We start from the raw sequence: 23,132 nt of genomic DNA on the forward strand, positions 1-23,132 counted from the left end.
GTGACCTGGCTACAGACGGATACGCGATCCACATCGAGCGAGAGAAGACCACAGCAGAGCGGTACATCCGATCTGCTTTTCAATCCTCTGCAACCCCGGCTTGGCGGCGGGGCATTCGTTTCATTGCCAGGTGTGAGAGAAGACCAAACCGCGCGAGCAAGCGAAGCAGCCTGTCCGGCGCTTCGCTTTGCTGCCCTGGCCCCCTTCGCCGACGGTCTTGCGCACGGCCCGAAAACCAGTTGCGGTTTCCGGAAGGATCATGCGCCGATCGCAAGTGTCAGAGCGTTCTCCGCGCATCCAGCAGGACACGCAGTGCTCCAACCAGACCTGGTCTACTTCTTGGCCGGCGCCTTCGCCTTTGCCGGCGCTGCCTTGGCCTTGGGAGCCGCGGCTTTCTTCACGGCGGGCTTTGTCGCTGCCGCTGCCGCTTTCTTGGCCGGTGCTGCCTTGGCGGCGGGCTTGGCCGCGGCCTTCGCGGGCGCTGCCTTCTTGGCTGCGGGTTTCGCCGCCGCCTTGGCTGCCGGCTTCTTGGCCGGTGCTGCCTTGGCGACCGGCTTTGCCGCGGCCTTCGCCGGCGCTGCCTTCTTCACTGCCGGTTTTGCCACGGCCTTGGCCGCTGCCGGCTTCTTGGCCGGTGCTGCTTTTGCCTTTGCCGGTGCTGCCTTCGGCTTGGCTGCGGGTGCTGCTTTCTTCACTGCTGCCGCGACCTTGGCCGTTACTGCTTTCACAGGTGCTTTCTTTGCCGGTGTCTTGGATGCCGGCGCCTTAGACGACTGCTTCGCCATGTCATGCCCCTTGCGTTACGCCGACGGCCGTGAATGACCTCGACGGGCAATGCATATCTGACTCGCGGCTCTCTAGCCAGCGAAGCAATAGACTGATTTTCGCAGCTTAACTTTTGGTTACCAACGGCACACGATCATGCTGATCATCACAAAAATCCGCTGCTGATCTTCAATCATTGCCAGCAATTCACCGCCGACATTCTCCACGCCCTGCTAGACCGATCGCGCGGCGAAGCTCCGAAGGTCAGCGAGCGGCTTTGTGCATTGATCTTCGGCCGCGAACATCATCACCTGCCGCTTGTTCGGAGTGATCATCTCGTGCAGGCGAACGATCTACACAGATCACGAGAGCAATGCGATGACCGATCGCTGCATCACCTTGTCAAGCACGATCCCACCACGCTTGTAAGTGAGTTGACAGATAACTCTGGATCGCAGAGTATTCTGCATGAGATACGGGATTGCTTCGATGTCGATCGCACAAGAGCAGGCGGCGCTTTCCGGGATCGTCGGGACGGCGCGCCATGGCTTTGGCCGCGTCGATCGCAGCGCCTGGCTTGGCCGCACCGGAGCCGCTCGATGAGCGCCGACGAAATCATCCACCAGAGCACGCGGCTCAGGATCATGGCCACCCTGAACGCGCTGGAAAGGCGGGAAATGCTGGAGTTCACCCGGCTGAAGGCCATCGTTGGCGCCACCGACGGCAATCTCGGCGCGCATCTCGACACGTTGGCCAGGGCCGGTTACGTCGATATCGAAAAGCTGTTCGTCGGCCGCCGGCCGCAGACACGCATCAAGGCAACGACGAGCGGGCGGCGCTCGTTCCGCGGTCACGTCGCGTACCTGCGCAAGATCATCGATCGGGCCGAGGCGACGCAGCGCAGAAAATAGCGCCGCGATTGCGCGACGTCTCTCAGCGCGTGGCGACCACGGCGAAGCCGGCGCCGATCATCGCACCGCCCGCCGCGCGGTTGACCCGGCGCACGATCTTCGGCGTGCGCAACAGGCTGCGGGCGCGGTGGGCCAGGATGACGTGGCCGCCGATCACCACGACCTCGACAACCAGGATCACCATCGTCAGCACACCAAGATGACCAGCGTCGAGAGACGCGCCAACCACGCTCGGCAGCAGTGCCACGTAGAACAGCGGCATTTTCGGATTACCGAGGTTGAGCGCGATGCCCGTAGCGAAGATCGCCAGCAGCCCGCGCCGTCCAGAGATGGGTTGCAGTTCCGGCACCACCGGTACAGCGGTCCATAACCTGATGCCCATCCAAATCAGATAGAGCGCTCCGCCATAACGAAGCACCGTCATGGCGATCGCCATCTTGGTGGCGATGAAAGACAGGCCGAAGACGGCGAGGACCAGGAAGATGAGAATGCCGACCACCGTGCCTGCGCCATAGGCAATGCCCGATGCGGCACCGCTGGAAATCGTGCGGGCGACGATCGTCATGTTGTCCGGACCGGGACTGGCCGCGAACACGAAGAAGGCAGCCGTGAAGGCAAGGATGGTGGCAAGGTCCATGAGGACTCCCGAAAGTGAACTGTTGCTCTCGGGCGTTCAGACTAGCTGATTTGCCCATCGGCAACATCAGGAAATATCGAGCTCTGCGCGACGCGCATTTTCGTCATTGATAGCCGAGGCAGATGGCGCCGAGGGCGACGATGGCGCAGGCGCCGATCCGCCTCGGCGTCAGTATCTCGCCGAGAAACAGGCGTCCGATGAAAGCGGCGAAGACGACGCTGGTTTCGCGGATCGCAGTGATGGGAGCAGCCGGTCCGAGCGCGAAGGCCGCGACCACGACACCATAGGCCAAAAGCGCGAATAGGCCGCCCCCTAGCGCCTTCCAGGTTTCCGGCGCCCGCAGGTCGACGACGAGCCGGCCACGACAGGCAAGGAAGGTCGCCGGCAGCAATGCGCCATAGATCACGAGAACCCAGGCGGTGTAGGCGCCGGCATTTCCCGCCGCGCGAACACCGATCGCATCGACCGTCGCATAGGCAGCGATGATCGCTCCCGTTGCCAATGCATAGAGTATCGATGTCGTGGCGGCCCTGCCTCTCCCGAGCGAAAGGCCCATGATGCCCCCGGCGACCAGCGCGACGCCGAGGGTCTGCGGCTGGGTGAGCTGCTGGTTGGCCAGGAAGAAGCCGCCGAGCGCGACAAGCAGCGGCACGCTGCCGCGAACGATCGGATAGACCTGTCCCAGTTCGCCATATCTGTAGGCGGCCACAAGGAACACGCTGTAGCCGACCTGAAGGCAGGCCGAGAGCACGACATAGGGCCAGGCCGGTGCGGCCGGAAGGGCGAGGAAGATGGCGAAGGGGATGGCGAGCGCCGTACTGGAAAAACTCATGACGGTGACGGTCCACAACCTGTCGGCCCCGGTTCGCAGGAAGGCGTTCCAGGTGGCGTGCAAGATCGCGGCAAACAGCGCGAGCCCGATGACCAGCGGGCTCATCTCGGCCTGCGCGAAGCGGCGATGATGTCCAGGGCCGCCTTGCGGGCGTCGCGAATGGCGGTGTCCGCCTGCCCCATCTGCGCCAGCAGGGTCGCACCTTCGATCAGCATCAGCAGGACCGCAGCCACGCTTTCGGCGCGGCCACGCGGCATTTCCTCTTCGAGGATCAACTGCATGCGCTTCTTGAGGCCGTTCTTCTGCCTGGCGACAGCTTTGAACACCGGATGTTCCGGATCGCCGAACTCGGCCAGCGCATGCGCGAACAGGCAGCCATGAAAATCCGGGCTACGGAACCAGCGCTGGTGCCAGTCGAAGATCTTTGCAATTTTCTGCCCGGGCGTGGCGACCTCCTCGGCGAGGCGGTCCAACTGGCGGGCAAAACGCCTGGCGCGATAGTCGAGCACCTCGACGATCAGTTCGTCCTTGCTGGGAAAGTGACGGTACATCGTCATCTTGGCCACATCGGCCTCGGCGATGATCCGGTCGATGCCGGTGGCATGGAAACCGGCGCGCTTGAACAGCCCGTAGGCCGTTTCAACGACGTGCTGGCGTTTGTCGGAAGCAGGCGACGACGTCATGGCGCTTACCAAGTGGTGAAACAGGTCTGTCTCATATCTATGCGACGGATCGCCTCTCCTGTCAACACAGCACAAAAAAACGCCTGCAGCGGGTAGAGCCGCAGGCGCCAAAAGGAATCGGAAAGGAAACCCGCGCTCGAGAGGTTCACCGTTTCACGGAAACGCCGAACCTCTCTACCTCTTTGTTTTGACGCAATTCCTAAGGGAAAGCGCTACGCGCTTTCCCGGGAAAACCGTGTCACACTTTTCCTGGAATTGCTCTAGCGCAGGATGCGGCAGCGGCCGTTGTAGACCATCCAGCGGTCGAAGCCCGAGACGCAGAATTCGACATTGTCGCCGATCGAGGCGAAGCCCTGGCCTTCCTCGATCAGGTACCAGATCGTGCGATCGCGGCCGTCGGACAGGCTGACGGTGGCGCCGCAATAGCGGCGGCCGATCGGCCAGGTCTCGTTAGCCGCCAGATAACGATGCTGGTGGATGCGCCGGAAATCGGTGATCTGCACGTTGGGCAGATGCGGCACGTGATGCACCTGATGGGAAAAGCGGCTGGTGATCTTGTTCAACACCCAGGCTTCGCCACAGACGCCGCCATCGTCGTCGGAATAGACGCCAAGGTCGGCCGCCTGCACGGCTTGGGTAACGCCGAGAGGCACGGCAAGCGGAGTGCAGAGCGAAATCAGGGCAGCAAGTGCGGATTTGGCGAAGCGAGTCATGGCAGCCTCTCAAGGTCGATTGCGCGCACTCTGCGGATTCGCTTGGCGGCGGTCAAGCGGTTGCGGAAACAATGGTTTCCCAGTTCGGAACGGCGTTGGCCAAAGCCGGACCTTGCATGGAAACCGGAATGGCTCCGGGCACGTGGAGACCCGGACGCAAAAGAGAGCTCGAGCCCCCGCGCCTCTCTACTCGCCGGCCAGCCATTCCAGCGACCAGTGCGCCGGCTTTTCCACGGCTAGCACCCTGTGCAAGGCCGGCAGCAATGCCCGCAGTTCGCCCTCCAGCGTGAACGGCGGGTTGACCACCAGCAGGCCGCTGCCGTCGAGACTGGGTTGCGAAGAGGCGGGCCTGATCTCGAATTCTATGTCGAGCAGCTTCGGGATGCCGGATTGCTTCAGCGCCTTGCGGAAAGCGATGATCGACTTGCGGTCCTTGATCGGATACCACAGCGCATAGATGCCGCCAGGCCAGCGCTTGTGTGCCCTTATGAGCCCGTCGACGAGGCGCTCGAACTCACCCGCTTCCTCGAATGGCGGATCGATGAGCACAAGGCCGCGCTTTTCCTTCGGCGGCAGATGCGCGCCGAGCGCCAGCCAGCCATCGAGTTCGATGACACGGGTCTGGAAATCGCCGGCAAAGAGGGTCCTCAGCTTCGCGACATCCTTGGGATGCAGCTCGATCGCCGACAGCCGATCCTGCTTGCGCAGGAGTTGGCGCGCAATCAGCGGCGAGCCCGGATATTTCTGGATGCCGCCCTCGGGATTGAGCGACAGCACGGTCTCCAGATAGGGCGCGAGCAGTGCCGCCACCGGCGCGGCGAACGAGGCATCGATCAGCCGGCCAATGCCGCCTTGCCACTCGCCGGTCTTTTGCGCTTCGAGCGAGGACAGATCGTAGCGGCCGATGCCGGCATGGGTGTCGATGACGCGAAACGCCTTGTCCTTCTGCTTCAGATAGTCGAGCAATCGCGTCAGCACCACATGCTTGACGACATCGGCAAAATTTCCGGCGTGGTAGGCGTGGCGGTAGTTCACGTGGAGCCCCTGCCCCAGCGCGGCGGTGGCGGCTGCGAATTCGGATTTTCCGGCCGGCCGCCACGACTACGCAGGGAGAGCAAAAACCCGATCAGGCCGATCGCCATCAGCGCATAGCCGATCGGCCGCGCACGGCGGTCGATCTCCCCGGCACCGGAGCGAAGGATCAGATCGACCGCGCGCATCGGAATGTCATCGGCATCACCGGGTCCGACGGTGAAGAGGTACGGACCGGGGCTGACGCTCGCGATCACGCCGGCCTCATCGCGAAAAATCTTGTCGGGCAGTTGCGGGCTAGCCTGGCGTGGGTTGTCCGAATGGTTGAACTGCAGCGTCGAGGCAAGCACCGTTCGGCCATTGGTGGCCGATGTCAGCGTCAACACCGTGCGCTGCTGCGAGACGATGCGCTCGGCCCTCGCGGTCAGGTCGACCAGCACCCGAACCGGTGCGTCGCGGCTGCTAAGCGGCACCGTCAGCGGCTTGAAGCGGCCCTGCTCGTAGACGCGCCAGGTGCCGATCTCGTGGCCGGAGAAATTGCTCATCGCCCAAGGATAGATGAAACCGCTGCCGATGCCGGCGAGCAAGATCAGGACAAACAGAAAGCGCATTCAGACAGCCACCTTGTAATCGTACCTTGCCGGACAACTAGCTCGCATTGGTGCTGTCGCGCAGGCGTTCCATTTCATCCAGCAGCATCTCAAGGCCGAGCTCGAATGTCTTGTCGAAACCGGCCCTACCAAAATAGGCCCCAGCTGTCATGACGCTGGGAAAATCCCGCGCCAGCTCCTCATCGCTGACCGTGGTCACCGCCGAAGGACCCTTGGCGTAACCCGCGGTCTCGTCGAGGATCGCGCCCATAAGGTAGTAGCTCGCGGCGCGAAACAGTCGTGCGCTCAGTTCCGGACCGAAGCCACCTGCTTCGAACAGGCCGATGACACTATCCAGCTTGGCAAGACATGGCGGCGAATTCATGCGGTAGACGACAACGAATGGGGCGAAGGCCGGATGTTCGGTCGCGACGCGACGGTATTCCTGCATGCCGATGCGGATCCTTTCGCGCCAGGGCACGCTGGCGTCGGGGATAACAATCGCGCTGATCTGCCGATCGACCAGCGCCTCGTAGAGATGCGCCTGGGAGGGGAAGTGATGGTAGATGCTCATCGCCTCGCAGCCGAGCGCGGCCGCCAGCTTGCGCATCGAAAAGCCGGCAAGACCCTCGCGCTCGATCACCTGGAAGGCCGCGTCCTCGATCATCTCGCGAGACAGCCGACCGCGCACTCTCTTTTTCTTGATCGATGAGTCCATGGCTTCGCTTGACAACTTACACTGTAAGGTTCATTTTCGAGATTACCTTACACAGTAAGGCTAACAAAGACCAGAGGAGAAAACCATGTCGAACCGTCGCATTTCCAAATCCGTTCAGTCGTCCATCCGCCGTGCGTTCTTGCTCACCGCCGCAGCCTGCGTCCTGTCGCTCGGCGCGGCTCCGGCCCATGCCGATGAATACGATGCAACCATCAAGGACATCCAGTCGACCATGGGCGGTGTGCCCAGCTTTGTGAAACAGTTCCCCAAAGCCGGCCTGCCTGGGGCCTGGGCCGAGGTCAAGGCCATCCAACTCAGCGACAAGACAGCGCTGCCACCAAAGGTCAAGTCGCTGATCTCGCTGGCGGTGGCGGCGCAGATACCTTGCAACTATTGCATCTGGTCGGACACCCAGGACGCCAAGCGCGCCGGCGCCACCGACGAAGAGATCCAGGAAGCCGTGACAATGGCTGCGCTGACCCGCCACTGGAGCACCATCTTCAACGGAATGCAGGTCGATTTCGACACGTTCAAGAAGGAAATGGGCGGGGAGTAGCATATCCCGACCCTCGAAACGGGCAGCGATTCCGGGCCGATCCGGGATAGCTGGTCGCCTTGTTCCGTCGCTAATTCCTGACGGTGATGGCCCGCGGGATGCGGCCATCACTGTCTCAGGCACCCAGTCGCGCCCGGGTGCCGTTCCGCCCAGTGCCCGGTCGAGCAAACCGTGGAAGACGACACTCTTCCTGTGCGCTCAAAAGCCACGCTAAAATGACCGATACTCCCCTGTGAAATGTATACCTATGCGCGCATCGCCACAAAATGAGACGATTGCCACGGCCTTGGCGAAGAGGTGGCTTGATGCACGAGGATTACAAGCAAAACCTGGAAAAAGCGTGAGAGCCAACTTCAGCGCCGCTCAGCAATTTTTTTATCGCTTTTGGGCTTTTTGTTTTCTTTCGGTAACAGCAGGCTGTGACGCGTCAGCTTTTTATCAAGCTGCATTGATGAAATATGGACATCAAAATCTTTATATTTGTAGCCCGAGCGGTTTTGGGCAACAATCCCATTGCACGCTGAAGGTCTGACGATCGCCCCAGATAGCTTAAGTCTATTTTCAGTTGTATGTTTCCTGGATCATACTCTGAATTGGACCATGGGTGCCGATCCCGGCATTTCCTCGCCGTCAGGGCTTCGACATCGCTTCGAAACAGCTTGCCAGGCCTGTCGACGGATTTTTCGGCAGCGAACCAATACATTGATTCACAACGAGGATCCGCTTCCTAGAACCGGAGAGGCCGACCCGCTCATGATTAACCATTCGCGAACAGAGATGGTTAAGGATTCGCTAATTTAGTTGACTAGGATTTCCACAGGTATATTTTCAATGCGTTGGGATGTGCAATTTGGGCGAGCAATCGACGATGATGACACTGGCCGTGTGATCGCGATTTCGGGGCGCAGACAATGCTGAACGGCAGCATACAGATCGTGTAGCAGCACAAGCTCCGCGAGCCCAAGAACATTAGCGCACATCAATGATGGCGGTTCCGCAGATGCGGAGGTTTGCCACGTTCTGAAGGACGTGGCCGGGCAATGCTTTTGTCCCGGCCCGGGCGGTAGCGTGCGCGGTGCGTGAGAGGAAAGCATGAGTAAGCTCATCAAGGTTCTGAAACTGGAGTCCGGGAGCAGTCAAAGGGGCGCGAACCAAAACCGAAGCCGCGCCCTCGTTGCCGGAGGTGCGGGATTTTTGGGATCGCATCTGTGTGAACGTCTTTTGCGGGACGGATATGACGTTGTCGCGCTGGACAATTTCCACACCGGCAAGAGATACAATCTCAATGCCCTTCTGCGAAATCCCAGATTCACCTGCATCGAGCACGACATCGTCAATGCCCTTCCTTTGGGTCTTCAGTTCGATGAGATCTACAATCTCGCCTGCCCAGCCTCTCCGCCGCATTACCAGGAAGACCCGATCCACACCTTCAAGACGAGCGTGCTTGGATCGCTGAACCTTCTGGAACTGGCGCGACAGAACAACGCCAAGATATTCCAGGCCTCGACGTCCGAAGTCTATGGCGACCCTTTTGTTCACCCACAGCCCGAGAGCTACTTCGGCAACGTCAATACGCACGGACCACGGTCCTGCTATGACGAGGGCAAGCGCTCGGCCGAAACCCTGTTCTTCGACTATTCGAGAACATATGGCCTCGATATCCGCGTCGCCCGGATTTTCAACACCTATGGCCGCCGCATGCAGCCCGATGACGGGCGCGTGGTTTCGAACTTCATCGTCCAGGCGCTGCGCGGCCAAGACCTGACCGTCTATGGCAGCGGCATGCAGACGCGTTCCTTCTGCTATGCCGACGACCTGATCGAGGGCTTTGTCCGGCTGATGAATGCGCCGAGTGCGCCCGCGCATCCGGTCAACCTCGGCAATCCCGGCGAATTCACCATCATGGAACTGGCGACGCTGGTCATCAGCTATACCAACTCCCGATCGAAGATCGTGCATCGGCCGCTGCCGGTCGACGATCCCAGACAGCGCAAGCCGGACATTTCCTTTGCCAGGGCCAATCTCGGTTGGGAGCCGAAAATCAGCCTGAGCCAGGGGCTCGCGCAGACCGTCGACTATTTTGACACCCTGCTCTACGGAAGCAAACTGGTCAAAGGAGCCGCGGCGTCATGACTCGCCCGGCAATCCTGGTGACGGGTGGTGCCGGGTTCATCGGCAGCCACACCTGCAAACAGTTGGCGGGCGCCGGCTATTTGCCGGTGGTTTTCGACAATCTGAGCCGCGGCAACGAGAAATCCGTCGCCTGGGGCCCGCTTGTCGTCGGCGATATCCGGGACCGGGATGCGTTGCAGCGGGCGATGAAGACGTACCGGCCGACAGCGGTCATCCACTTTGCGGCGCTCGCCTATGTCGGCGAGTCCGTTCACGAGCCGGCTGACTACTATTCGACCAATGTGACGGGCACCATCGCCGTGCTCGATGCGGCGCGCGCAAACGCCATCGACGACATCATCTTCTCCAGCAGCTGCGCAACCTACGGCGTGCCGGAAGCGTTGCCCGTTCGCGAGACGTCCTCGCAAAATCCGATCAGCCCTTACGGGCGCACCAAGCTGATGGGCGAACAGATCATCGGCGACTATGCGTCCGCATACGGAATGAAATTTGCCATCCTGCGCTATTTCAACGCTTGCGGCGCCGATCCCGACGGCGAGCTTGGCGAGTGGCATTCGCCCGAGACGCACCTGATACCCAGAGTGCTCATGGCCGCATCAGGCATCATCGACGAGATCGAGGTTTTCGGCACGGACTACGACACGTCGGACGGCACGTGCGTACGGGACTACATCCACGTCAGCGATCTGGCCCGCGCCCATCTGAAAGCTCTCATGCATCTCGAGGGCGGCGGACAAAGCCTGGCGGTCAACCTCGGCACTGGACGGGGCGTGTCCATCAAGGAGATTGTCCAGGCAGTCAGCCGAGTGACGGCAAGATCGGTTCCGGCCGTCTTCAGGACCCGCCGCCCGGGAGACCCGGCGGAGCTCTACGCCGATCCGGGAAGCGCACGCGAATGTCTTGGCTTTGTGCCGGAGCTCTCCGACATCGACACGATCGTCAGGACGGCTGCCCCATTCTTTGGCCTGAAGACGAAACCGACGAGACTGCCGCTAGCCAAGACGGCAGCGCCTGTCGCCCTTCGCTGGCTCAGGAATAGCGGGGGCGGCAGCTCGCGCGCTGGCCAAATCCGCTAGGGCTGCAAATATAAGGCGAATTCCCCAGGAACGTGCCGCCGTTACCCGGATTGTAAGAGGCCTTTACCGGCGCCGGCGTGCGAGCCTTGATCCGCGGCGGCGATGCAAAAGCGTAGGCTCTTTCAATCGTCCGCGCCGCGCTCGTCATTTGGACAAGAGGCTCGCTTCTGGACGAATGAGCGATGAACATGGCGCGGACCGGCTCGACCGCGGGTTTGCTGCCAAGCGAGTGGACCACAGGCTTGCCCAAGACCGAATTGGTCTTGGTTGCATCGACGCTCTGGCAACCCGAAACCATCGCGACTGCCACCGCAGCCACAATCATGAATGCGTTATTTTTGCTCGAGCGAAACGCGCCCATTGCGGATTTTTTCATTAGGTGTCCCCTGTCGAAGGCGCGTTGCGATATACTTTGCGTTCGTCGCTTTCACGCCGCGTAAGCGACTGCTCGCTACCACATACGCAGGAACATTAGACTTCACTTATTAAGATTCATGAAAACCGAATGGTGAGCTTACCGTCTGGTCGTTCCGTCGGATTTTATTAGAATGCGATCAATTGCCGATGGCACTGGCCGGACTGCTTGAAGCTTCACGATAAGCGATTCGGCAATGCCTTGACAGGCACCCGACAGGAGCAGCCTGTCTCTCAAGACAGAGTCGGATCTGGGTCGTTTCTCGACCGGTCAGGATGGGTGCCGGCGCGGGGTTGCGAAAATCACTGGCTGTGTCAGGGCTAGTGCCAGGCGGCAGTTCCGCTCAACCGCCGCTTTTGACCGGCGCTGGCTTCTGATCAGGGCCGATCATCTGACGCATCTTGTCGAAAGTCGCAGCGGTCGTGTCGCCGGATTTGAACTTGTCGTACTCCTGCCCGGGCTGCGCCGGCGACGCCTGGAAAACATACCAGGAACCGCTCGGATCCTTCATCTGGTATATCGTGCCGCCCAATCGGTGATGGCTGAAGCAGGTTCGCCCCTGCGTGCTGCCGGCAAGCGTCTTCCATTTCGCATCCATGCATATTTTGCCATTCTTGGTGACCAGCCACCTGCCCTGGCCGATCGACGCGTTCGCGCCGCCGGTCCAGGCGCGAAGTTGGCGGCCATCCTTGGCAAAATAGGCAGCACCGTTTTCCCAGACCCATGTGCGGTCGGCATAGAGCGGAAACAGTTCCGCCGGGGTCAGCGGCGCAGCCGCGGCGACCGCAGACATATCAACGTCTTCGGCCGTCGCGGCGCCTGGGCCGCTGACCAACAACGGCGGCGCAACAATCATCGCCAACAGGAAGCAGCGGATCGACAGGATACCAACCACAGAAGTGATCCTCCAAATGACAACGGCTGAGGGTGAGACAGGGCGCGTCAGCGTACCACCTCTCTCTTCTGTCTGTCACCGCTTCTCGTTCCAGCCAGGATCGAAGTAGAAGTTGCGGTCGCCGGTCTCACCGCGGCCAGCGCCGGAAACCACATAGGCGATCCTGACGATGCGAACGCTGCCGGCGCCCTGCTGCAGCCCATAGATGCCTTCCAGTCCGCGGTCGTAAAATCCCGCCGCCGGAACCGAGAGCGCAACACAGGCGAGCGATGCCTGCCAGGCGAGTTTCATACCATTGGCGCGCAGCGAAATCCTGTTCTCGATGAGGTGCCTGGTGATGATCACAACCACAAGCAGCCCGTAGATCAGCGCATTGAATGCGGCGAACCAGTAAAAGCCGGTGGAATTCGAAGGATGGTCCACGAGAAGAACCGGCAATGACGCACCGATTGCAAGCACGACATAGGGAACGATGACGCGCGCCGGCAGAAGGTCCTTGGGGCCGCTGCCCTTGGGAGTAACGCGGAAATCTACGAAGGATTTGGTCAGATAGTCGCGGATCGACGACAGCGTTCCAGCGAGCACCCACGGCCAACGTGCGAAGAACAGGAACAGCGTCCCTTCCCAGCTTAGCGTCTTGGCTGTGATCGGGCGCGAAAGGCCGAACGCCTTCAACATCATCACCAGGATGATGAGGGCAATCGAGTTCGGGGCATAGTAGAATAGGAAGTCGATATACATCACGCTGGCGAAGTTCTGGCCCGAGCAGAGCGCGTAGATGGGCATGACGTACATCAGAAGCGCAAATGTCGCGAACAGCGGGTACCAGAGCTGGCAAAAAAGGAACTGAAATTTCAAGCGCGGCGGCAGCTTGGAAAGGTAGCTGGGCGAGTATTCGAGCAAGATCGTCATCAGGCTCCGCGACCACTGGAATTCCTGCGTGACAAGATCGGCAAAGGTCTGCGGGCCATCGCCATGCGCGATGGCGTCGATGGCATGCACACCTCGCCATCCGGCCGCATTGATCAGCATCGACGTTGAATGGTCCTCGGCCAGTTCCGGACCAAGACCACCCGCTTGCCTCAGCGCGGCGGTTCGCACGGCATAGTGCGAGCCGATGCAGAGCGGAGCTCCGCCGCCCGTATGGCCGGACTGCAAGGGGCCGTGGAACATCCCCTCCGGAAACAGCCTGCCGCGCGCCGACCAGCTCTCGGCGGCATTGTTGTCGCAAATGCTCGGCGCCGAGACATAGCCAACCGCGGGGTCGGCGAAGGGAAACAGGATCTCCCTGAGATAGGTTGGCGTCGGCACGTGGTCCGCATCGAGCTGAGCGACAAAATCATAGCGCTCATAGCCATAGTGATCGTAGAAAAATGCCAGATTCCCCTCTTTGCAGCGCGTCCGGCGCGGCCACACCTTGCGATGATAATCTTCCCGGCCGCGTCGGGTCGAAATCATGACGTTGTGGGCATCGCACCAGGCGATCGTCTCCTCGGATGGGTCCTCGTCTGCCAGCCAGGTATCGTGCGGATAGTCCTGCACCAGCATCGCTTCGAGCGTGCGCGCGACCACGGCAAAAGGCTCGGACGGCGCCTTGGTGACCACCATCGCGACCCGCGAATGCTCAGGGATTGCGTGAATTTTGGACGGCTTTTTCGACGCATGCACGTTCAGCAGGAAGTACAACGGCATGAGCGTGAGCCATACCAGAATGAGCGTCGCGAATGCGTATGGCCCGACATGCTCGACATGCTCGGGCTTCAGCCACCAGAACCAGAAAAAGCCGAGCGTGACGAACCAGAAGGCCAGTGCCAGTCTCAAGACCCATTGCTGTGTGGCCGACAGCACCGGCACCAGAAAAGGGCCCTTCCGCGCAGCGGCGAGAGCCGTCTCAGGTCGCCCCGCCCGCCTGCTCGCATGGTCGACAATGCCTGCCTGAACGGAAGCACTCATACACTTATCCGCCGCCACTTTGGGCTCTCCGCCGACAGATGGCCGAAAGCTCTCAAATCCCGGCGACAGAATCAGTCCGCGCTTTGTTAGAGTCAACTAAATTAAGCGTTCGTTAACCATGATTCTTGCGATCTGGTTAACCTAACACCTTGAATCGGGAGGGGAATAACCGCAACCGATGCAGCCCCGCAATGTCGAGCCGGCAAAGTTTTCTTGTGTCGGAAGTTCGCTGACGAGGCCTAGCCTGTTCGGCAGCGATCAGGCTTGAGAGCAGCGTTAACCATGTTGTGAAAGACAGGGTTAAGCAACCGTTAATTGCGCTTGACTCCTGGCCGCGACCGGCTCTTAATTTAACCAGGGATGATATATCGGGATATTGGCGCGAATTTGTGAGTATCGCGGCGAACCTTCTCTCTGTAACTCGTCGATGTCGGCGCCTTGAGAGATAGATAATCGTTTGGTGGGTTCTGTGCGAAGGTTCGCACACCCGCCTATGGTCGCTCAGAAATCCCGCGGATTCCACCAATAGGGCCGATCGGTTGGGTAGTCGTGTCGATCAAGCATCGGCGCGCACGGGCGAGGCTTCAACTTCCGCAGGATGTTGAAGCTATGGGAGTATCAAACATGAAACACACCACAGCAAATGCACTTGCGATCGCGCTTGTATTGGGCGCAAGCGCCGCGTTCCCCACTGCGGGAGGCGCCGGCTCAGTGGCCACGACCGACCCCGTTCAGACGAGCAGCGCCGCGTCGGCGTTCGGATCCTATGATCCCTACGGTGACTTCAGTGCCGACAAGAGCGCCAGCATCGAAGAGTTGTTCCTGCCCTGGGAAGACGTCGACCTGGCGAGCCTTCCCCTGGCCGACGCCTATGCCCTTCAGCGAAACCGGTCGCTGTTGATCACCATCGAGCCGTGGACTTGGTCGAAGGACTGGCGCATCACCCCGCCCGAACTGCGCAACGGCATATTGAGCGGAAAGTATGACGCCAACATGCGGGCAATCTGCAATCTGGTGGGGGCCATGAAGAGCCCGGTAACAATTCGCTGGGCGCAGGAAATGGAGGACAAGAACGGCCGCTTCACCTGGGCCAACTGGGCTCCCAAGGACTGGATCGCCGCTTACAAGCGCGAGGTCGATATCTGCCGCAAGGCTGCCCCCGCCGCCAAATATATGTGGTCACCCAAAGGCGAAGAGGGTCTGGAAAAATACTATCCCGGCGACGACTACGTCGACGTGATCGGCCTGTCGGTGTTCGGCCTGCAGAAGAAGGACAATAACGAGACCGGCCACGACCGGACGTTCGCCGAGGCGCTGAAGCCCGGCTATGACCGGGTCGCGGGCTTCAACAAGCCGGTCGTGGTGGCGGAGCTCGGCTATGTCGGGAAGCAGGAATATGTCTCGAAATGGGAAATCGATTCCCGCAAGTCCTATTCGGAATTTCCAGCCCTGACCTCGGTCGTCTACTTCAACCAGAAGGAAGTGTGGCCGTGGCTGGGGGACTATGGACTGCCCGATTGGAGGGTTACCCAGCATATCTTGCCCTAGGGGGTGCTGTACCGGGTGTGGTGCAAAACTGGGCGTGGCGTAAAATAGTGGGGTAGGGTCGTGAAACGAGTGTTGGGGAATTGTATCGGAACGGCGCTTGCTTGTTCCATTGGTGTCTTTGCCTTCCAGCTTCCCGCGGCAGCGGCGACAGCGGCGCAGGTCGCCGAACTGGCCAGCCAAGCGGAGGCGGTGCCCGATGCGGGTATCTACCAGATGTACCAGAACCGTTCGTGGCTCTGGGGTCAAAACGGCGCTGGATTTTTTGCCGTGCAGCGCCGCCAATTCAGCGCCTGGACCTCGGACAAAGGCAAACTGGGCTACGGCGACGGCATCTGGTTCCTCCCTGGAGGAGGCAAGCTCTGCTTCCGTGCAAAATGGCATGGAGCAGGCGGTGACTCCGATGCCCTCACCTGTTTCGAGCATCGCCAGGCCGGCAGGGTGGTTTACCAGCGCAAGATTCCGGATGGCGACTGGTACGTTTTCAGGAGCTCGGATCGCAACATGGCGGACGAGTTCATGAAAATAAAATACGGCGACTACGCCACCTGGAAACAAAACCGAATCAAGGCAAAGCCGTAGACAGTGTCATGCGCGACAAGGCCTACGCCTTGCGCTCCCAGCGCCGGTCCGCCGTCTGCTGCCAGTAGGTGACGGCGTGGCCGGCGTCCTTCATCGTCTTCCAGTGCCCCCGAGCCGCCTCGACCTGGGCGGCATCGTGGCCGTCGAACAGGAACACCGCACGCTCGTAGCCGCCAAGCTCGGGCGGCATGGCGCCATCGACCAGAAAGCGGATCTTTGCCTCGTTGGGATTGCCGTCGCCGGTGGTCAACAGGATCGGCTGTTCACCCGGAGAGGCCTCACGATCGGTTGCATGGGCGAGGAACGAATCGTCGCGAAAAGTCCAAAGATGCTGGTCGAGTGCATCGCGGCGCTCCTCGGTGCCGGTCTGCACCACGGCGCGCCAGCCACGGTCGATGCTGCGCTCCAGGAGGCCGGGCAGCGCATCTTCCAGCGTCGATTCGGTCAGGTGGTAGAACAGGACGTCGGCCATCGCCGCAGCCTATACCGGATGAACCCGCTCACTGCTCATAATTGTCTCGCACCAGCCGATCGAGCAGCCTGACGCCGAAACCGGAACCCCACGACTGGTTGACCTCGTTCGACGGCGAGCCCATCGCCGTGCCGGCAATGTCGAGATGCGCCCAAGGCGTCTCCTTGACGAAGCGCTGCAGGAATTGCGCCGCGATGATGGCGCCGCCATAGCGGCCGCCAATGTTCTTCATGTCGGCATTCTTGGAATCGATCAGCTTGTCGTATTCGGCGCCGAGCGGCATGCGCCACAGCCGCTCCTGCGTCGCCTGCCCCGCCGCCGTCAGCCTTTGCGCCAATTCGTCGTTGTTGGAAAACAGGCCGGCATAGTGCTGGCCGAGCGCCACCATGATAGCGCCGGTCAGCGTCGCCAGATTGACCATGAATTTCGGCTGGAAGCGGTCGTTGCAGTACCACAGCGCGTCGGCCAGCACGAGCCGGCCTTCGGCGTCGGTGTTGAGCACCTCGATGGTCTGGCCCGACATCGAAGTGACGATGTCGCCGGGGCGCTGGGCATGGCCGTCGACGGCGTTCTCGACCAGGCCGATGACGCCGACGACATTGGCCTTCGCCTTGCGCGCGGCCAGCGCATGCATTAGGCCGGTGACGGCGGCGGCACCTCCCATGTCGCCCTTCATGTCCTCCATGCCGGAGGCCGGCTTCATCGAATTGCCGCCGGTGTCGAAGGTGACGCCCTTGCCGACGAACGCAACCGGGCTGTCCTTTGGCTTGCCACCGTTCCACTGCATGATCGCCATGCGGGCGCCGCGCGGCGAGCCCTGCGCGACACCGAGCAGCGAGCCCATGCCGAGCTTCTTCATTTCCTTCTCGGCCAGGATCTCGACCTTGACGCCGAGCGCCTCGAGTTCCTTGGCGCGGGCGGCGAACTCAACCGGCCCAAGCACGTTTGCCGGTTCGTTGACCAGGTCACGCGCCAGAAGCACGCCGTCCATCACCGCCTCGGCGTCAGCGAAGGCCTTCTTCGCAGCGGCCGGAGCGGCGGTGTGGATGGTGACCTTGACCGGCTTTTTCGGCTCGGCCTCGTCCTTGTCCTTCCTGGTCTTGTACTTGTCGAAGGCATAGCTGCGCAGAAGAATGCCTGCCGCGAGGCTTGCCGCCTCCTTGCCGCTCGGCGAGGCGCCGACCATTTCGAGCACCACGGCCACGTCGGTCGCCTTGCGCAGCGACCCGGCAATGGTGCCGCCAAGCTTCAGCCACGCATATTCGTCGAGCCCCGACACCTTGCCGGCGCCGATCGCCACCAGCCTGTCGAGCGACGCTCCTTCGGGCGCCAGAACTTCGACGGTGCTGGCGAACTTGCCGGTGAATTCGGCGACCGGAAAGGCCCGCTCCAATGTCTTGCCCGGATCGCAAGCCTTGGCGGCGTCGCTCAGGCCGCCCTCATCCGCCGACAGCACGAAGACCGTGCCATTCTTCGGCGCGGAAAATTTGGCGAAGGCGATCGACGGTCTTTGGCTCATCATGTCCTGCTTTCGGAAAATGCGTAGCTTTTGGGGAAGTGGTTCGAAGCGATGCGCGACATTTGGTCGTTTTCCCGCATTTGGCAAGACTTTGCCAAATTCGCACCCCATATGACCAACGGAATCGATGGTGATTCTTCGCGGCACGGCCCCGCTTTTTGCCGCAACTTGTTGTTAACCATCGATGTTTTCCCTTTCTTATCCATTGCCGCCGACACTCCGACCCGCCGGGGCGCGCGCAATGTGGGACGGAACCGGATCGACCATCCATGGAGCCAGTTGTGCAGGCGCCGCCGGACAGCTACCTTGTGCGGTGGCATGATGCCGTTCGAGAAAATCGAGAAAAGCCTTCATGAAGGTCATTGAACGCTACATCATGCGCCGCGCTCTCGTGGTCTTCCTGGCTGCGCTGGTGTGGACGCTGGCCATCGTCTGGACGACGCAAGTGCTGGCCAAGATCGACCTGGTCACCGACAGCGGCCAGTCGTCGCTGACCTTCTTCGAGGTGGCCGCTCTCATCCTTCCCTCCATCATCCCGATCGTCGTGCCCTTTGCGGTGGTGGTGGCCGTGGCACAGACACTCAGTGTCATGAATTCGGATTCCGAGCTCGCCGTCGTCAACGCCGCGGGCGCCTCGCGCTGGACGATCGTGCGGCCGATCATGCTTCTGGCACTCGCCGCAAGCGTCTTTTCCTTTGCCGTCGACAATGGCATCGACCCTTATGCACGGCAGAAAAACCGGGCCCTGGTGGCGGCGTCGCACGCGGATCTGCTGTCGCTGATCATCCAGGAAGGCACCTTCCGCAAGATCGAGGATGGGCTGTTCCTGCAGATCGGCGAGCGGCTTCCCGATAATCGTCTGGGCGGCATCTTCGTCGCCGATTCGCGCGAAGAAGGGGTCAACCTCGTCTACTACGCCAAGACCGGCAGCATCATCGAACGCGGCGGCGAAAAGGTGCTGATGATGAATGACGGCGTCATCCATCGCAAAACACTGACCGGCGACCTGTCGGTCATCCGGTTTACATCCTATGCCTTCGACATGTCGGCCTTCATGGCGGCAGCCTCGGAGGTGACGCTGCTGCCGAAGGACCAGACGACGCAATACCTGCTCCATCCAAACCCCAACGACAAGAACTATCAGCAAATCCCCCTTGAATACCGGGCCGAGCTCAACCAGCGGTTTTCGGAATGGACCTATTCCATCGTCTTCGCGCTGATCGCGCTCGCGGTCGCCGGGGACGCGCGCTCGCACCGCGAGGCACGCGTCAATCCGCTGATCACGGCGATTTCAGTATCGCTGTTCGTGCGCTGGCTGGGCTTCTTTGCCGCCAGCAAGGCCGATGAGGTCCCGCAATATGCCTATATGGTCTACGGCGTGCCCATCGCGGCTTCGGCGGTGGCGATCTGGTTCATTGTCTCCAACCGAACCTTGGAACTGCCGGTAGCCTGGGCGGACTGGATGACCAACTTCGCCACCCGCATCGGCGACAGCTGGAACGCGTTGAAACTGCGCATGTCCGGGCGCGGCACTTCAGGGCAAGGGGTCAGCTGATGGGCTGGACGCTGGGCCGCTATTTCTTCTTCCGCTACGTGACGATCACCGTCTGGTTCTTCATCGGCCTCCTGGCGCTGGTGTTCCTGATCGATTTCACCGAGCTTTCCGGCCGCACCACTGGCCTGCCCGGCTTCACCTACGGGACGGCGGTGGCCATTTCCGGGCTGCGGATGCCGATGATCATGCTGCAGACGGTGCCGTTTGTCGGCCTCTTCTCGGCGATGGCGACGCTGGTGTCGCTCAACCGGCGCTACGAACTGGTCATCGCGCGTTCCGCCGGCGTTTCGGCCTGGCAATTCCTGTTGCCGTGCTGCATCGGAGCATTGCTGTTCGGCGTCCTGTCGGTTGGCGTCATCAATCCACTCGCTGCGCACGCCTTTTCCTGGTCAGAGCAGATCGAGACAGAGCTGCGCTCCGGCAAGTCGAACACGGTTTCGGCCGATGCGGCACCCTGGATCCGGCAGAAAACCAGCTCCGGGGACACCATCATCGGCGCGCGGGCCATCCTCAACCAAGGCCTCGAGATGGCCGATGTCGTCTTCTTCATTCTCGACCCGCAAGGCAACATAGTCGAGCGCAAGGATGCCGCGCGCGCCTTCCTGCGCGACGGCTATTGGGAATTGCAGGACGTCAGGACGTTCCAGAACGGCACGATCCAGACAGCGACAAACGATCGCGTGCCGACCAATCTGAAGCCCGAATTCGTACAGGAGCGGCTGGCGCGCCCCGAAACCATTCCTTTTTATGATCTGCCCGGAAAAATCGAGGTTGCCCGCTCCTTCGGCCTCAAGGCAAATGCCTTTGCCATGCAGTTTGATTCGCTCGTGGCGTTGCCGTTCCTTCTCGTCGCCATGACGCTGATTGCGGCAACGGTTTCAATGCGATTTGCTAGAATGGGACAGTCAGCAACGATGATTCTGGGTGGCATCGTCGCCGGGTTTCTGCTTTATGTCGTTTCGGTTCTGGTGAAGGCATTCGGCGTGGCGGGATTTGTGCCGACTGTCGTAGCCGCCTGGGTGCCGGTCGTGGTGGCTATGTTCTTCGGGGTGACTTTCCTGCTATACAAGGAAGACGGCTAGTGAGGGAGGCGTTTTTGCCCAGCAACAGGCAGGCCGGTTTGGTGCGCCTCTATGCGGCTAGCGCCTTGGCGTGCCTGCTTGCCTGCGCCGTGCCGATGCCCGCGCTCGCGCAGGATGTGAGCGACATGGCGGCCACGGTTCCGTCTGGCTCGCAGATGCTGCTGGCGGCCGACACGCTGGTCTACAACAATGACAACCAGACGGTGACCGCTGTCGGTGGCGTGCAGATCGACTACGGCGGCAATCGCCTTGTCGCCCAGCGGGTCGAATACAATCGCAACACCAAGCGGATGGTCGCGAGCGGCAATGTCGAGGTCGTCAACAGCGACGGCACCAAGATCAATTCGGAACATATCGACATCACCGACGATTTCGCCGACGGCTTCGTCAACGCATTGCGCGTCGAAACCATCGACAAGGCCTATTTTGCCGCCGAAAGCGCCGAGCGCATGGGCGGCGTGCTGACCACGTTCCACAATGGCGTCTACACCGCCTGCGAACCGTGCGAGGACAAGCCCAACAAGGCGCCGACATGGCGCGTCAAGGCCAGGAAAATCATCTGGAACGGCGAGAAGAAGACGGTTCGCTTCGAGAACGCGAATTTCGAGTTCTTCGGCTTCCCGCTTGCCTACCTGCCCGCGTTTGAGATTGCCGACCCGACAGTGAAGCGCAAGAGCGGCTTCCTGATCCCCAGCATCGTCTACAAGAGCGATCTCGGCGTCGGCGTAAAGGTTCCCTATTATTTCGCCTTGTCACCGACCTACGACCTGACCGTCACCGGCACCGGCTACACCAAGCAAGGCTTCCTCGGTGAGGCCGAGTGGCGCCAGCGCTTCAACAATGGTCAGTACAGTTTGAAGATTGCCGGAATTCAGCAGCGGGATCCTGATGCCTTCCTGGACACGGATGCATTCCCGGCCACCGCTGGCCACAACATCAATTCAGGTGAGATTGGCGATCCGAACAAATTCCGCGGCATGATGGGCACCCAGGGGCAGTTCGCCATCAATCCGCGCTGGAATTTCGGCTGGGATGTGCTGCTGCAGACCGACAAGAACTTCTCGAACACCTACAGCATCGACAAGTACGGCAGCAGCGTCCACCAGTCGTCGGTCTACCTGACGGGTCTCAACGGCCGCAACTATTTCGACCTGCGCGCCATGCACTTCGAGGTGCAGGAAGATACGCCCAACAGCAATATCTCCGCACGCAGCAACCAACAGCCCTGGGTGCTGCCGACGCTCGACTATGCCTACATCCCCGATATGTCGGTGGCCGGCGGTCAGTTGTCACTCAATGCCAACGCGCGCGTCATCCGCCGCGACGATCTCGATCAGACCTACTTCACTCCCTACACACCGGCGTCGGGTGTCCAGCGGGTCCGCGGCATCGAAGGCGAATCCGGACGTCTCACCACCGAGGCCGGGTGGAAGCGGTCCTTCGTCACCGATAATGGGCTGGTGCTGACGCCATTGCTGGCGCTGCAGGGCGATGTCGACTACGTCAACGCGTCGTCGGCTTCGCTTGCCGCCGTCAACCAGATGGCGACGAATTTGGGCCAGCAGGACGATATGCGTTCCTCGTTTGCTCGTTTCATGGCGACCGCCGGGCTCGAAATGCGCTGGCCGGTGCTGTTTTCGGCTGCCAATTCGAGCCATGTGGTCGAGCCGATGGCACAGGTCTTCATGCGCCCGAACGAGCAATATGTCGGCGGGCTTGCGGTTCCCAATGAAGACGCCCAAAGCATGGTCTTCGACGCGACCACTTTGTTCGAACGCGACAAGTTTTCCGGCTACGACCGTGTCGAAGGTGGTTCGCGCGCCAATGTCGGCCTGCGCTATTCCGGCTCCTACAACAATGGCTGGGGCACCAATGCCATCTTCGGCCAATCCTATCAGATTGGCGGCGAGAATTCCTTCGCCGCGCCGGATCTGGTCAATGTCGGCGCCTTTTCGGGCCTCGACAACACCAAGTCGGACTATGTCGGCCTGTTTGGCGTCAACAGCCCCAATGGCTTTGCTGCCTCGGTTAGCGGCCGGTTCGACGAACAGACTTTTGAAATGCGCCGCGGCGAGCTAAAGGCCGCCTATACCGGCCTGCCGGTATCGCTGACCGCCAAATACGCCTTCATCCAGGCACAGCCGCTTTACGGTTTCACGACCGACCGCCACGAGGTCTCGCTCGGTGCGTCGACGCATCTCGCCGAGAACTGGCGCATCTTCGGGACCGGAACCTACGATTTGCAGGAAAGCCTGCTGGTCAGGGACGGCGTCGGCTTCGCCTACAACGATTCCTGCTTCACCTATCTGATGACGTACTCGCAGTCGCGCGACCTGAACACCAGGGAGGTGTCGCAGACCATCGGCTTCAACCTGTCGTTCCGCACCCTCGGCGATTTCGGTTCGTCGAGCAGTGCCATCGACTCGATCCAGTAACAGTCGGCGACATCGTTTCGCCGCATAGGGCTG

The 23,132-nt window shown here is 60.9% G+C and carries 24 protein-coding genes; 11 read left to right on the forward strand and 13 right to left on the reverse strand.

The annotated features are described in order from the left end of the window. Positions 1–332: 332 nt before the first annotated feature. Positions 333–728 carry a hypothetical protein gene (locus HNQ71_RS03125; protein ID WP_184871128.1) on the reverse strand — a complete coding sequence of 132 codons (396 nt, stop codon included), beginning with the start codon at positions 726–728 and terminating at the stop codon, positions 333–335. 636 nt (positions 729–1,364) lie between these two features. On the opposite strand from HNQ71_RS03125, the gene HNQ71_RS03130 reads away from it, so the two are divergent. After that, positions 1,365–1,676, forward strand: a complete 312-nt coding sequence (locus HNQ71_RS03130) for a transcriptional regulator (RefSeq protein WP_184871129.1) — start codon at positions 1,365–1,367, stop codon at positions 1,674–1,676. Between the two features lie 22 nt (positions 1,677–1,698). On the opposite strand, the gene HNQ71_RS03135 is transcribed toward HNQ71_RS03130, so the two are convergent. The 7 genes from HNQ71_RS03135 to HNQ71_RS03165 all read right to left on the reverse strand — a co-directional run bounded on the left by HNQ71_RS03135 (position 1,699) and on the right by HNQ71_RS03165 (position 6,881). Beyond that, entirely contained in the window at positions 1,699–2,313 is a 615-nt protein-coding gene (locus HNQ71_RS03135) for a LysE family translocator (RefSeq protein WP_184871130.1), read from the reverse strand. Between the two features lie 103 nt (positions 2,314–2,416). Next, positions 2,417–3,250 (reverse strand): DMT family transporter, encoded by an 834-nt coding sequence (locus HNQ71_RS03140; RefSeq protein ID WP_184871131.1) that lies wholly within the window; start codon positions 3,248–3,250, stop codon positions 2,417–2,419. After that, entirely contained in the window at positions 3,247–3,828 is a 582-nt protein-coding gene (locus HNQ71_RS03145; RefSeq protein WP_184871132.1) for a TetR/AcrR family transcriptional regulator, read from the reverse strand. The genes HNQ71_RS03140 and HNQ71_RS03145 overlap by 4 nt, the downstream gene beginning before the upstream one ends. A 260-nt stretch (positions 3,829–4,088) precedes the next feature. Beyond that, complete coding sequence (locus HNQ71_RS03150) at positions 4,089–4,541, reverse strand: hypothetical protein (protein WP_184871133.1); 453 nt, start codon at positions 4,539–4,541, stop codon at positions 4,089–4,091. Between the two features lie 186 nt (positions 4,542–4,727). After that, a complete protein-coding gene (locus tag HNQ71_RS03155) occupies positions 4,728–5,576 on the reverse strand; it encodes a 23S rRNA (adenine(2030)-N(6))-methyltransferase RlmJ (protein ID WP_184871134.1) in 849 nt (282 codons plus the stop codon). After that, positions 5,573–6,184, reverse strand: a complete 612-nt coding sequence (locus HNQ71_RS03160) for a hypothetical protein (RefSeq protein WP_184871135.1) — start codon at positions 6,182–6,184, stop codon at positions 5,573–5,575. Before HNQ71_RS03160 ends, HNQ71_RS03155 begins: the two co-directional genes overlap by 4 nt. A 37-nt stretch (positions 6,185–6,221) precedes the next feature. After that, a complete protein-coding gene (locus tag HNQ71_RS03165) occupies positions 6,222–6,881 on the reverse strand; it encodes a TetR/AcrR family transcriptional regulator (RefSeq protein WP_184871136.1) in 660 nt (219 codons plus the stop codon). An 85-nt stretch (positions 6,882–6,966) separates the two neighbouring features. Here HNQ71_RS03165 and HNQ71_RS03170 point away from each other — a divergent pair, with 85 nt between their 5' ends. From HNQ71_RS03170 to galE, 4 genes are all read left to right on the forward strand, one after another. After that, positions 6,967–7,437 carry a carboxymuconolactone decarboxylase family protein gene (locus HNQ71_RS03170; protein WP_184871137.1) on the forward strand — a complete coding sequence of 157 codons (471 nt, stop codon included), beginning with the start codon at positions 6,967–6,969 and terminating at the stop codon, positions 7,435–7,437. A 247-nt stretch (positions 7,438–7,684) separates the two neighbouring features. Then, positions 7,685–7,969 carry a hypothetical protein gene (locus HNQ71_RS03175; RefSeq protein WP_184871138.1) on the forward strand — a complete coding sequence of 95 codons (285 nt, stop codon included), beginning with the start codon at positions 7,685–7,687 and terminating at the stop codon, positions 7,967–7,969. Positions 7,970–8,529: 560 nt separating this feature from the next. Further along, positions 8,530–9,570, forward strand: a complete 1,041-nt coding sequence (locus tag HNQ71_RS03180) for a UDP-glucuronic acid decarboxylase family protein (RefSeq protein WP_184871139.1) — start codon at positions 8,530–8,532, stop codon at positions 9,568–9,570. Beyond that, a complete protein-coding gene (gene galE / locus HNQ71_RS03185) occupies positions 9,567–10,646 on the forward strand; it encodes a UDP-glucose 4-epimerase GalE (RefSeq protein ID WP_184871140.1) in 1,080 nt (359 codons plus the stop codon). Before HNQ71_RS03180 ends, galE begins: the two co-directional genes overlap by 4 nt. Here galE and HNQ71_RS03190 read toward each other — a convergent pair. The 3 genes from HNQ71_RS03190 to HNQ71_RS03200 form a co-directional block, all read right to left on the reverse strand. Further along, positions 10,600–11,022, reverse strand: coding sequence for a hypothetical protein (locus HNQ71_RS03190; protein WP_246461169.1), 423 nt, complete (start codon positions 11,020–11,022; stop codon positions 10,600–10,602). The genes galE and HNQ71_RS03190 overlap by 47 nt on opposite strands. A 382-nt stretch (positions 11,023–11,404) precedes the next feature. Beyond that, on the reverse strand, positions 11,405–11,956 hold the full coding sequence (locus HNQ71_RS03195) for a DUF995 domain-containing protein (protein ID WP_210333728.1): 552 nt from the start codon (positions 11,954–11,956) through the stop codon (positions 11,405–11,407). A 75-nt stretch (positions 11,957–12,031) separates the two neighbouring features. Next, a complete protein-coding gene (locus HNQ71_RS03200) occupies positions 12,032–13,909 on the reverse strand; it encodes a glycosyltransferase family 2 protein (RefSeq protein ID WP_184871142.1) in 1,878 nt (625 codons plus the stop codon). A gap of 624 nt (positions 13,910–14,533) precedes the next feature. Here HNQ71_RS03200 and HNQ71_RS03205 point away from each other — a divergent pair. Both HNQ71_RS03205 and HNQ71_RS03210 read left to right on the forward strand, forming a co-directional pair. After that, the gene (locus HNQ71_RS03205) at positions 14,534–15,457 is read left to right on the forward strand and encodes a glycoside hydrolase family 26 protein (protein ID WP_184871143.1); all 924 of its coding nucleotides are present in this window, start codon (positions 14,534–14,536) and stop codon (positions 15,455–15,457) included. Positions 15,458–15,517: 60 nt separating this feature from the next. Continuing rightward, complete coding sequence (locus HNQ71_RS03210; RefSeq protein ID WP_184871144.1) at positions 15,518–16,036, forward strand: DUF995 domain-containing protein; 519 nt, start codon at positions 15,518–15,520, stop codon at positions 16,034–16,036. A gap of 22 nt (positions 16,037–16,058) precedes the next feature. Here HNQ71_RS03210 and HNQ71_RS03215 read toward each other — a convergent pair whose 3' ends face one another. After that, positions 16,059–16,508 carry a DNA polymerase III subunit chi gene (locus HNQ71_RS03215; protein WP_184871145.1) on the reverse strand — a complete coding sequence of 150 codons (450 nt, stop codon included), beginning with the start codon at positions 16,506–16,508 and terminating at the stop codon, positions 16,059–16,061. A 28-nt stretch (positions 16,509–16,536) separates the two neighbouring features. Then, positions 16,537–18,027, reverse strand: coding sequence for a leucyl aminopeptidase (locus tag HNQ71_RS03220; RefSeq protein ID WP_184871146.1), 1,491 nt, complete (start codon positions 18,025–18,027; stop codon positions 16,537–16,539). A 51-nt stretch (positions 18,028–18,078) separates the two neighbouring features. Here HNQ71_RS03220 and HNQ71_RS03225 point away from each other — a divergent pair, with 51 nt between their 5' ends. The 4 genes from HNQ71_RS03225 to HNQ71_RS03240 are packed head-to-tail and all read left to right on the forward strand — an operon-like array spanning position 18,079 to position 23,099. Then, positions 18,079–18,393, forward strand: a complete 315-nt coding sequence (locus HNQ71_RS03225; protein WP_184871147.1) for a hypothetical protein — start codon at positions 18,079–18,081, stop codon at positions 18,391–18,393. Beyond that, positions 18,380–19,582, forward strand: a complete 1,203-nt coding sequence (lptF, locus tag HNQ71_RS03230; RefSeq protein ID WP_184871148.1) for an LPS export ABC transporter permease LptF — start codon at positions 18,380–18,382, stop codon at positions 19,580–19,582. Before HNQ71_RS03225 ends, lptF begins: the two co-directional genes overlap by 14 nt. Next, complete coding sequence (gene lptG / locus HNQ71_RS03235) at positions 19,579–20,664, forward strand: LPS export ABC transporter permease LptG (protein WP_184872222.1); 1,086 nt, start codon at positions 19,579–19,581, stop codon at positions 20,662–20,664. The genes lptF and lptG overlap by 4 nt, the downstream gene beginning before the upstream one ends. After that, on the forward strand, positions 20,664–23,099 hold the full coding sequence (locus HNQ71_RS03240) for an LPS assembly protein LptD (RefSeq protein ID WP_184871149.1): 2,436 nt from the start codon (positions 20,664–20,666) through the stop codon (positions 23,097–23,099). The genes lptG and HNQ71_RS03240 overlap by 1 nt, the downstream gene beginning before the upstream one ends. The last annotated feature ends 33 nt before the right edge of the window (positions 23,100–23,132 follow it).

The organism is Mesorhizobium sangaii (assembly GCF_014207355.1).
Lineage (GTDB): Bacteria > Pseudomonadota > Alphaproteobacteria > Rhizobiales > Rhizobiaceae > Mesorhizobium > Mesorhizobium sangaii.

Coding starts and splice junctions, on each gene's coding strand:
- HNQ71_RS03130 (WP_184871129.1), top strand. CDS start 1,365: ATGAGCGCCGACGAAATCATCCACCAGAGCACGCGGCTCAGGATCATG.
- HNQ71_RS03135 (WP_184871130.1), bottom strand. CDS start 2,313: ATGGACCTTGCCACCATCCTTGCCTTCACGGCTGCCTTCTTCGTGTTC.
- HNQ71_RS03140 (WP_184871131.1), bottom strand. CDS start 3,250: ATGAGCCCGCTGGTCATCGGGCTCGCGCTGTTTGCCGCGATCTTGCAC.
- HNQ71_RS03145 (WP_184871132.1), bottom strand. CDS start 3,828: ATGACGTCGTCGCCTGCTTCCGACAAACGCCAGCACGTCGTTGAAACG.
- HNQ71_RS03150 (WP_184871133.1), bottom strand. CDS start 4,541: ATGACTCGCTTCGCCAAATCCGCACTTGCTGCCCTGATTTCGCTCTGC.
- HNQ71_RS03160 (WP_184871135.1), bottom strand. CDS start 6,184: ATGCGCTTTCTGTTTGTCCTGATCTTGCTCGCCGGCATCGGCAGCGGT.
- HNQ71_RS03165 (WP_184871136.1), bottom strand. CDS start 6,881: ATGGACTCATCGATCAAGAAAAAGAGAGTGCGCGGTCGGCTGTCTCGC.
- HNQ71_RS03170 (WP_184871137.1), top strand. CDS start 6,967: ATGTCGAACCGTCGCATTTCCAAATCCGTTCAGTCGTCCATCCGCCGT.
- HNQ71_RS03175 (WP_184871138.1), top strand. CDS start 7,685: ATGCGCGCATCGCCACAAAATGAGACGATTGCCACGGCCTTGGCGAAG.
- HNQ71_RS03180 (WP_184871139.1), top strand. CDS start 8,530: ATGAGTAAGCTCATCAAGGTTCTGAAACTGGAGTCCGGGAGCAGTCAA.
- galE (WP_184871140.1), top strand. CDS start 9,567: ATGACTCGCCCGGCAATCCTGGTGACGGGTGGTGCCGGGTTCATCGGC.
- HNQ71_RS03190 (WP_246461169.1), bottom strand. CDS start 11,022: ATGAAAAAATCCGCAATGGGCGCGTTTCGCTCGAGCAAAAATAACGCA.
- HNQ71_RS03200 (WP_184871142.1), bottom strand. CDS start 13,909: ATGAGTGCTTCCGTTCAGGCAGGCATTGTCGACCATGCGAGCAGGCGG.
- HNQ71_RS03205 (WP_184871143.1), top strand. CDS start 14,534: ATGAAACACACCACAGCAAATGCACTTGCGATCGCGCTTGTATTGGGC.
- HNQ71_RS03215 (WP_184871145.1), bottom strand. CDS start 16,508: ATGGCCGACGTCCTGTTCTACCACCTGACCGAATCGACGCTGGAAGAT.
- HNQ71_RS03220 (WP_184871146.1), bottom strand. CDS start 18,027: ATGAGCCAAAGACCGTCGATCGCCTTCGCCAAATTTTCCGCGCCGAAG.
- HNQ71_RS03225 (WP_184871147.1), top strand. CDS start 18,079: ATGCGCGACATTTGGTCGTTTTCCCGCATTTGGCAAGACTTTGCCAAA.
- lptF (WP_184871148.1), top strand. CDS start 18,380: ATGAAGGTCATTGAACGCTACATCATGCGCCGCGCTCTCGTGGTCTTC.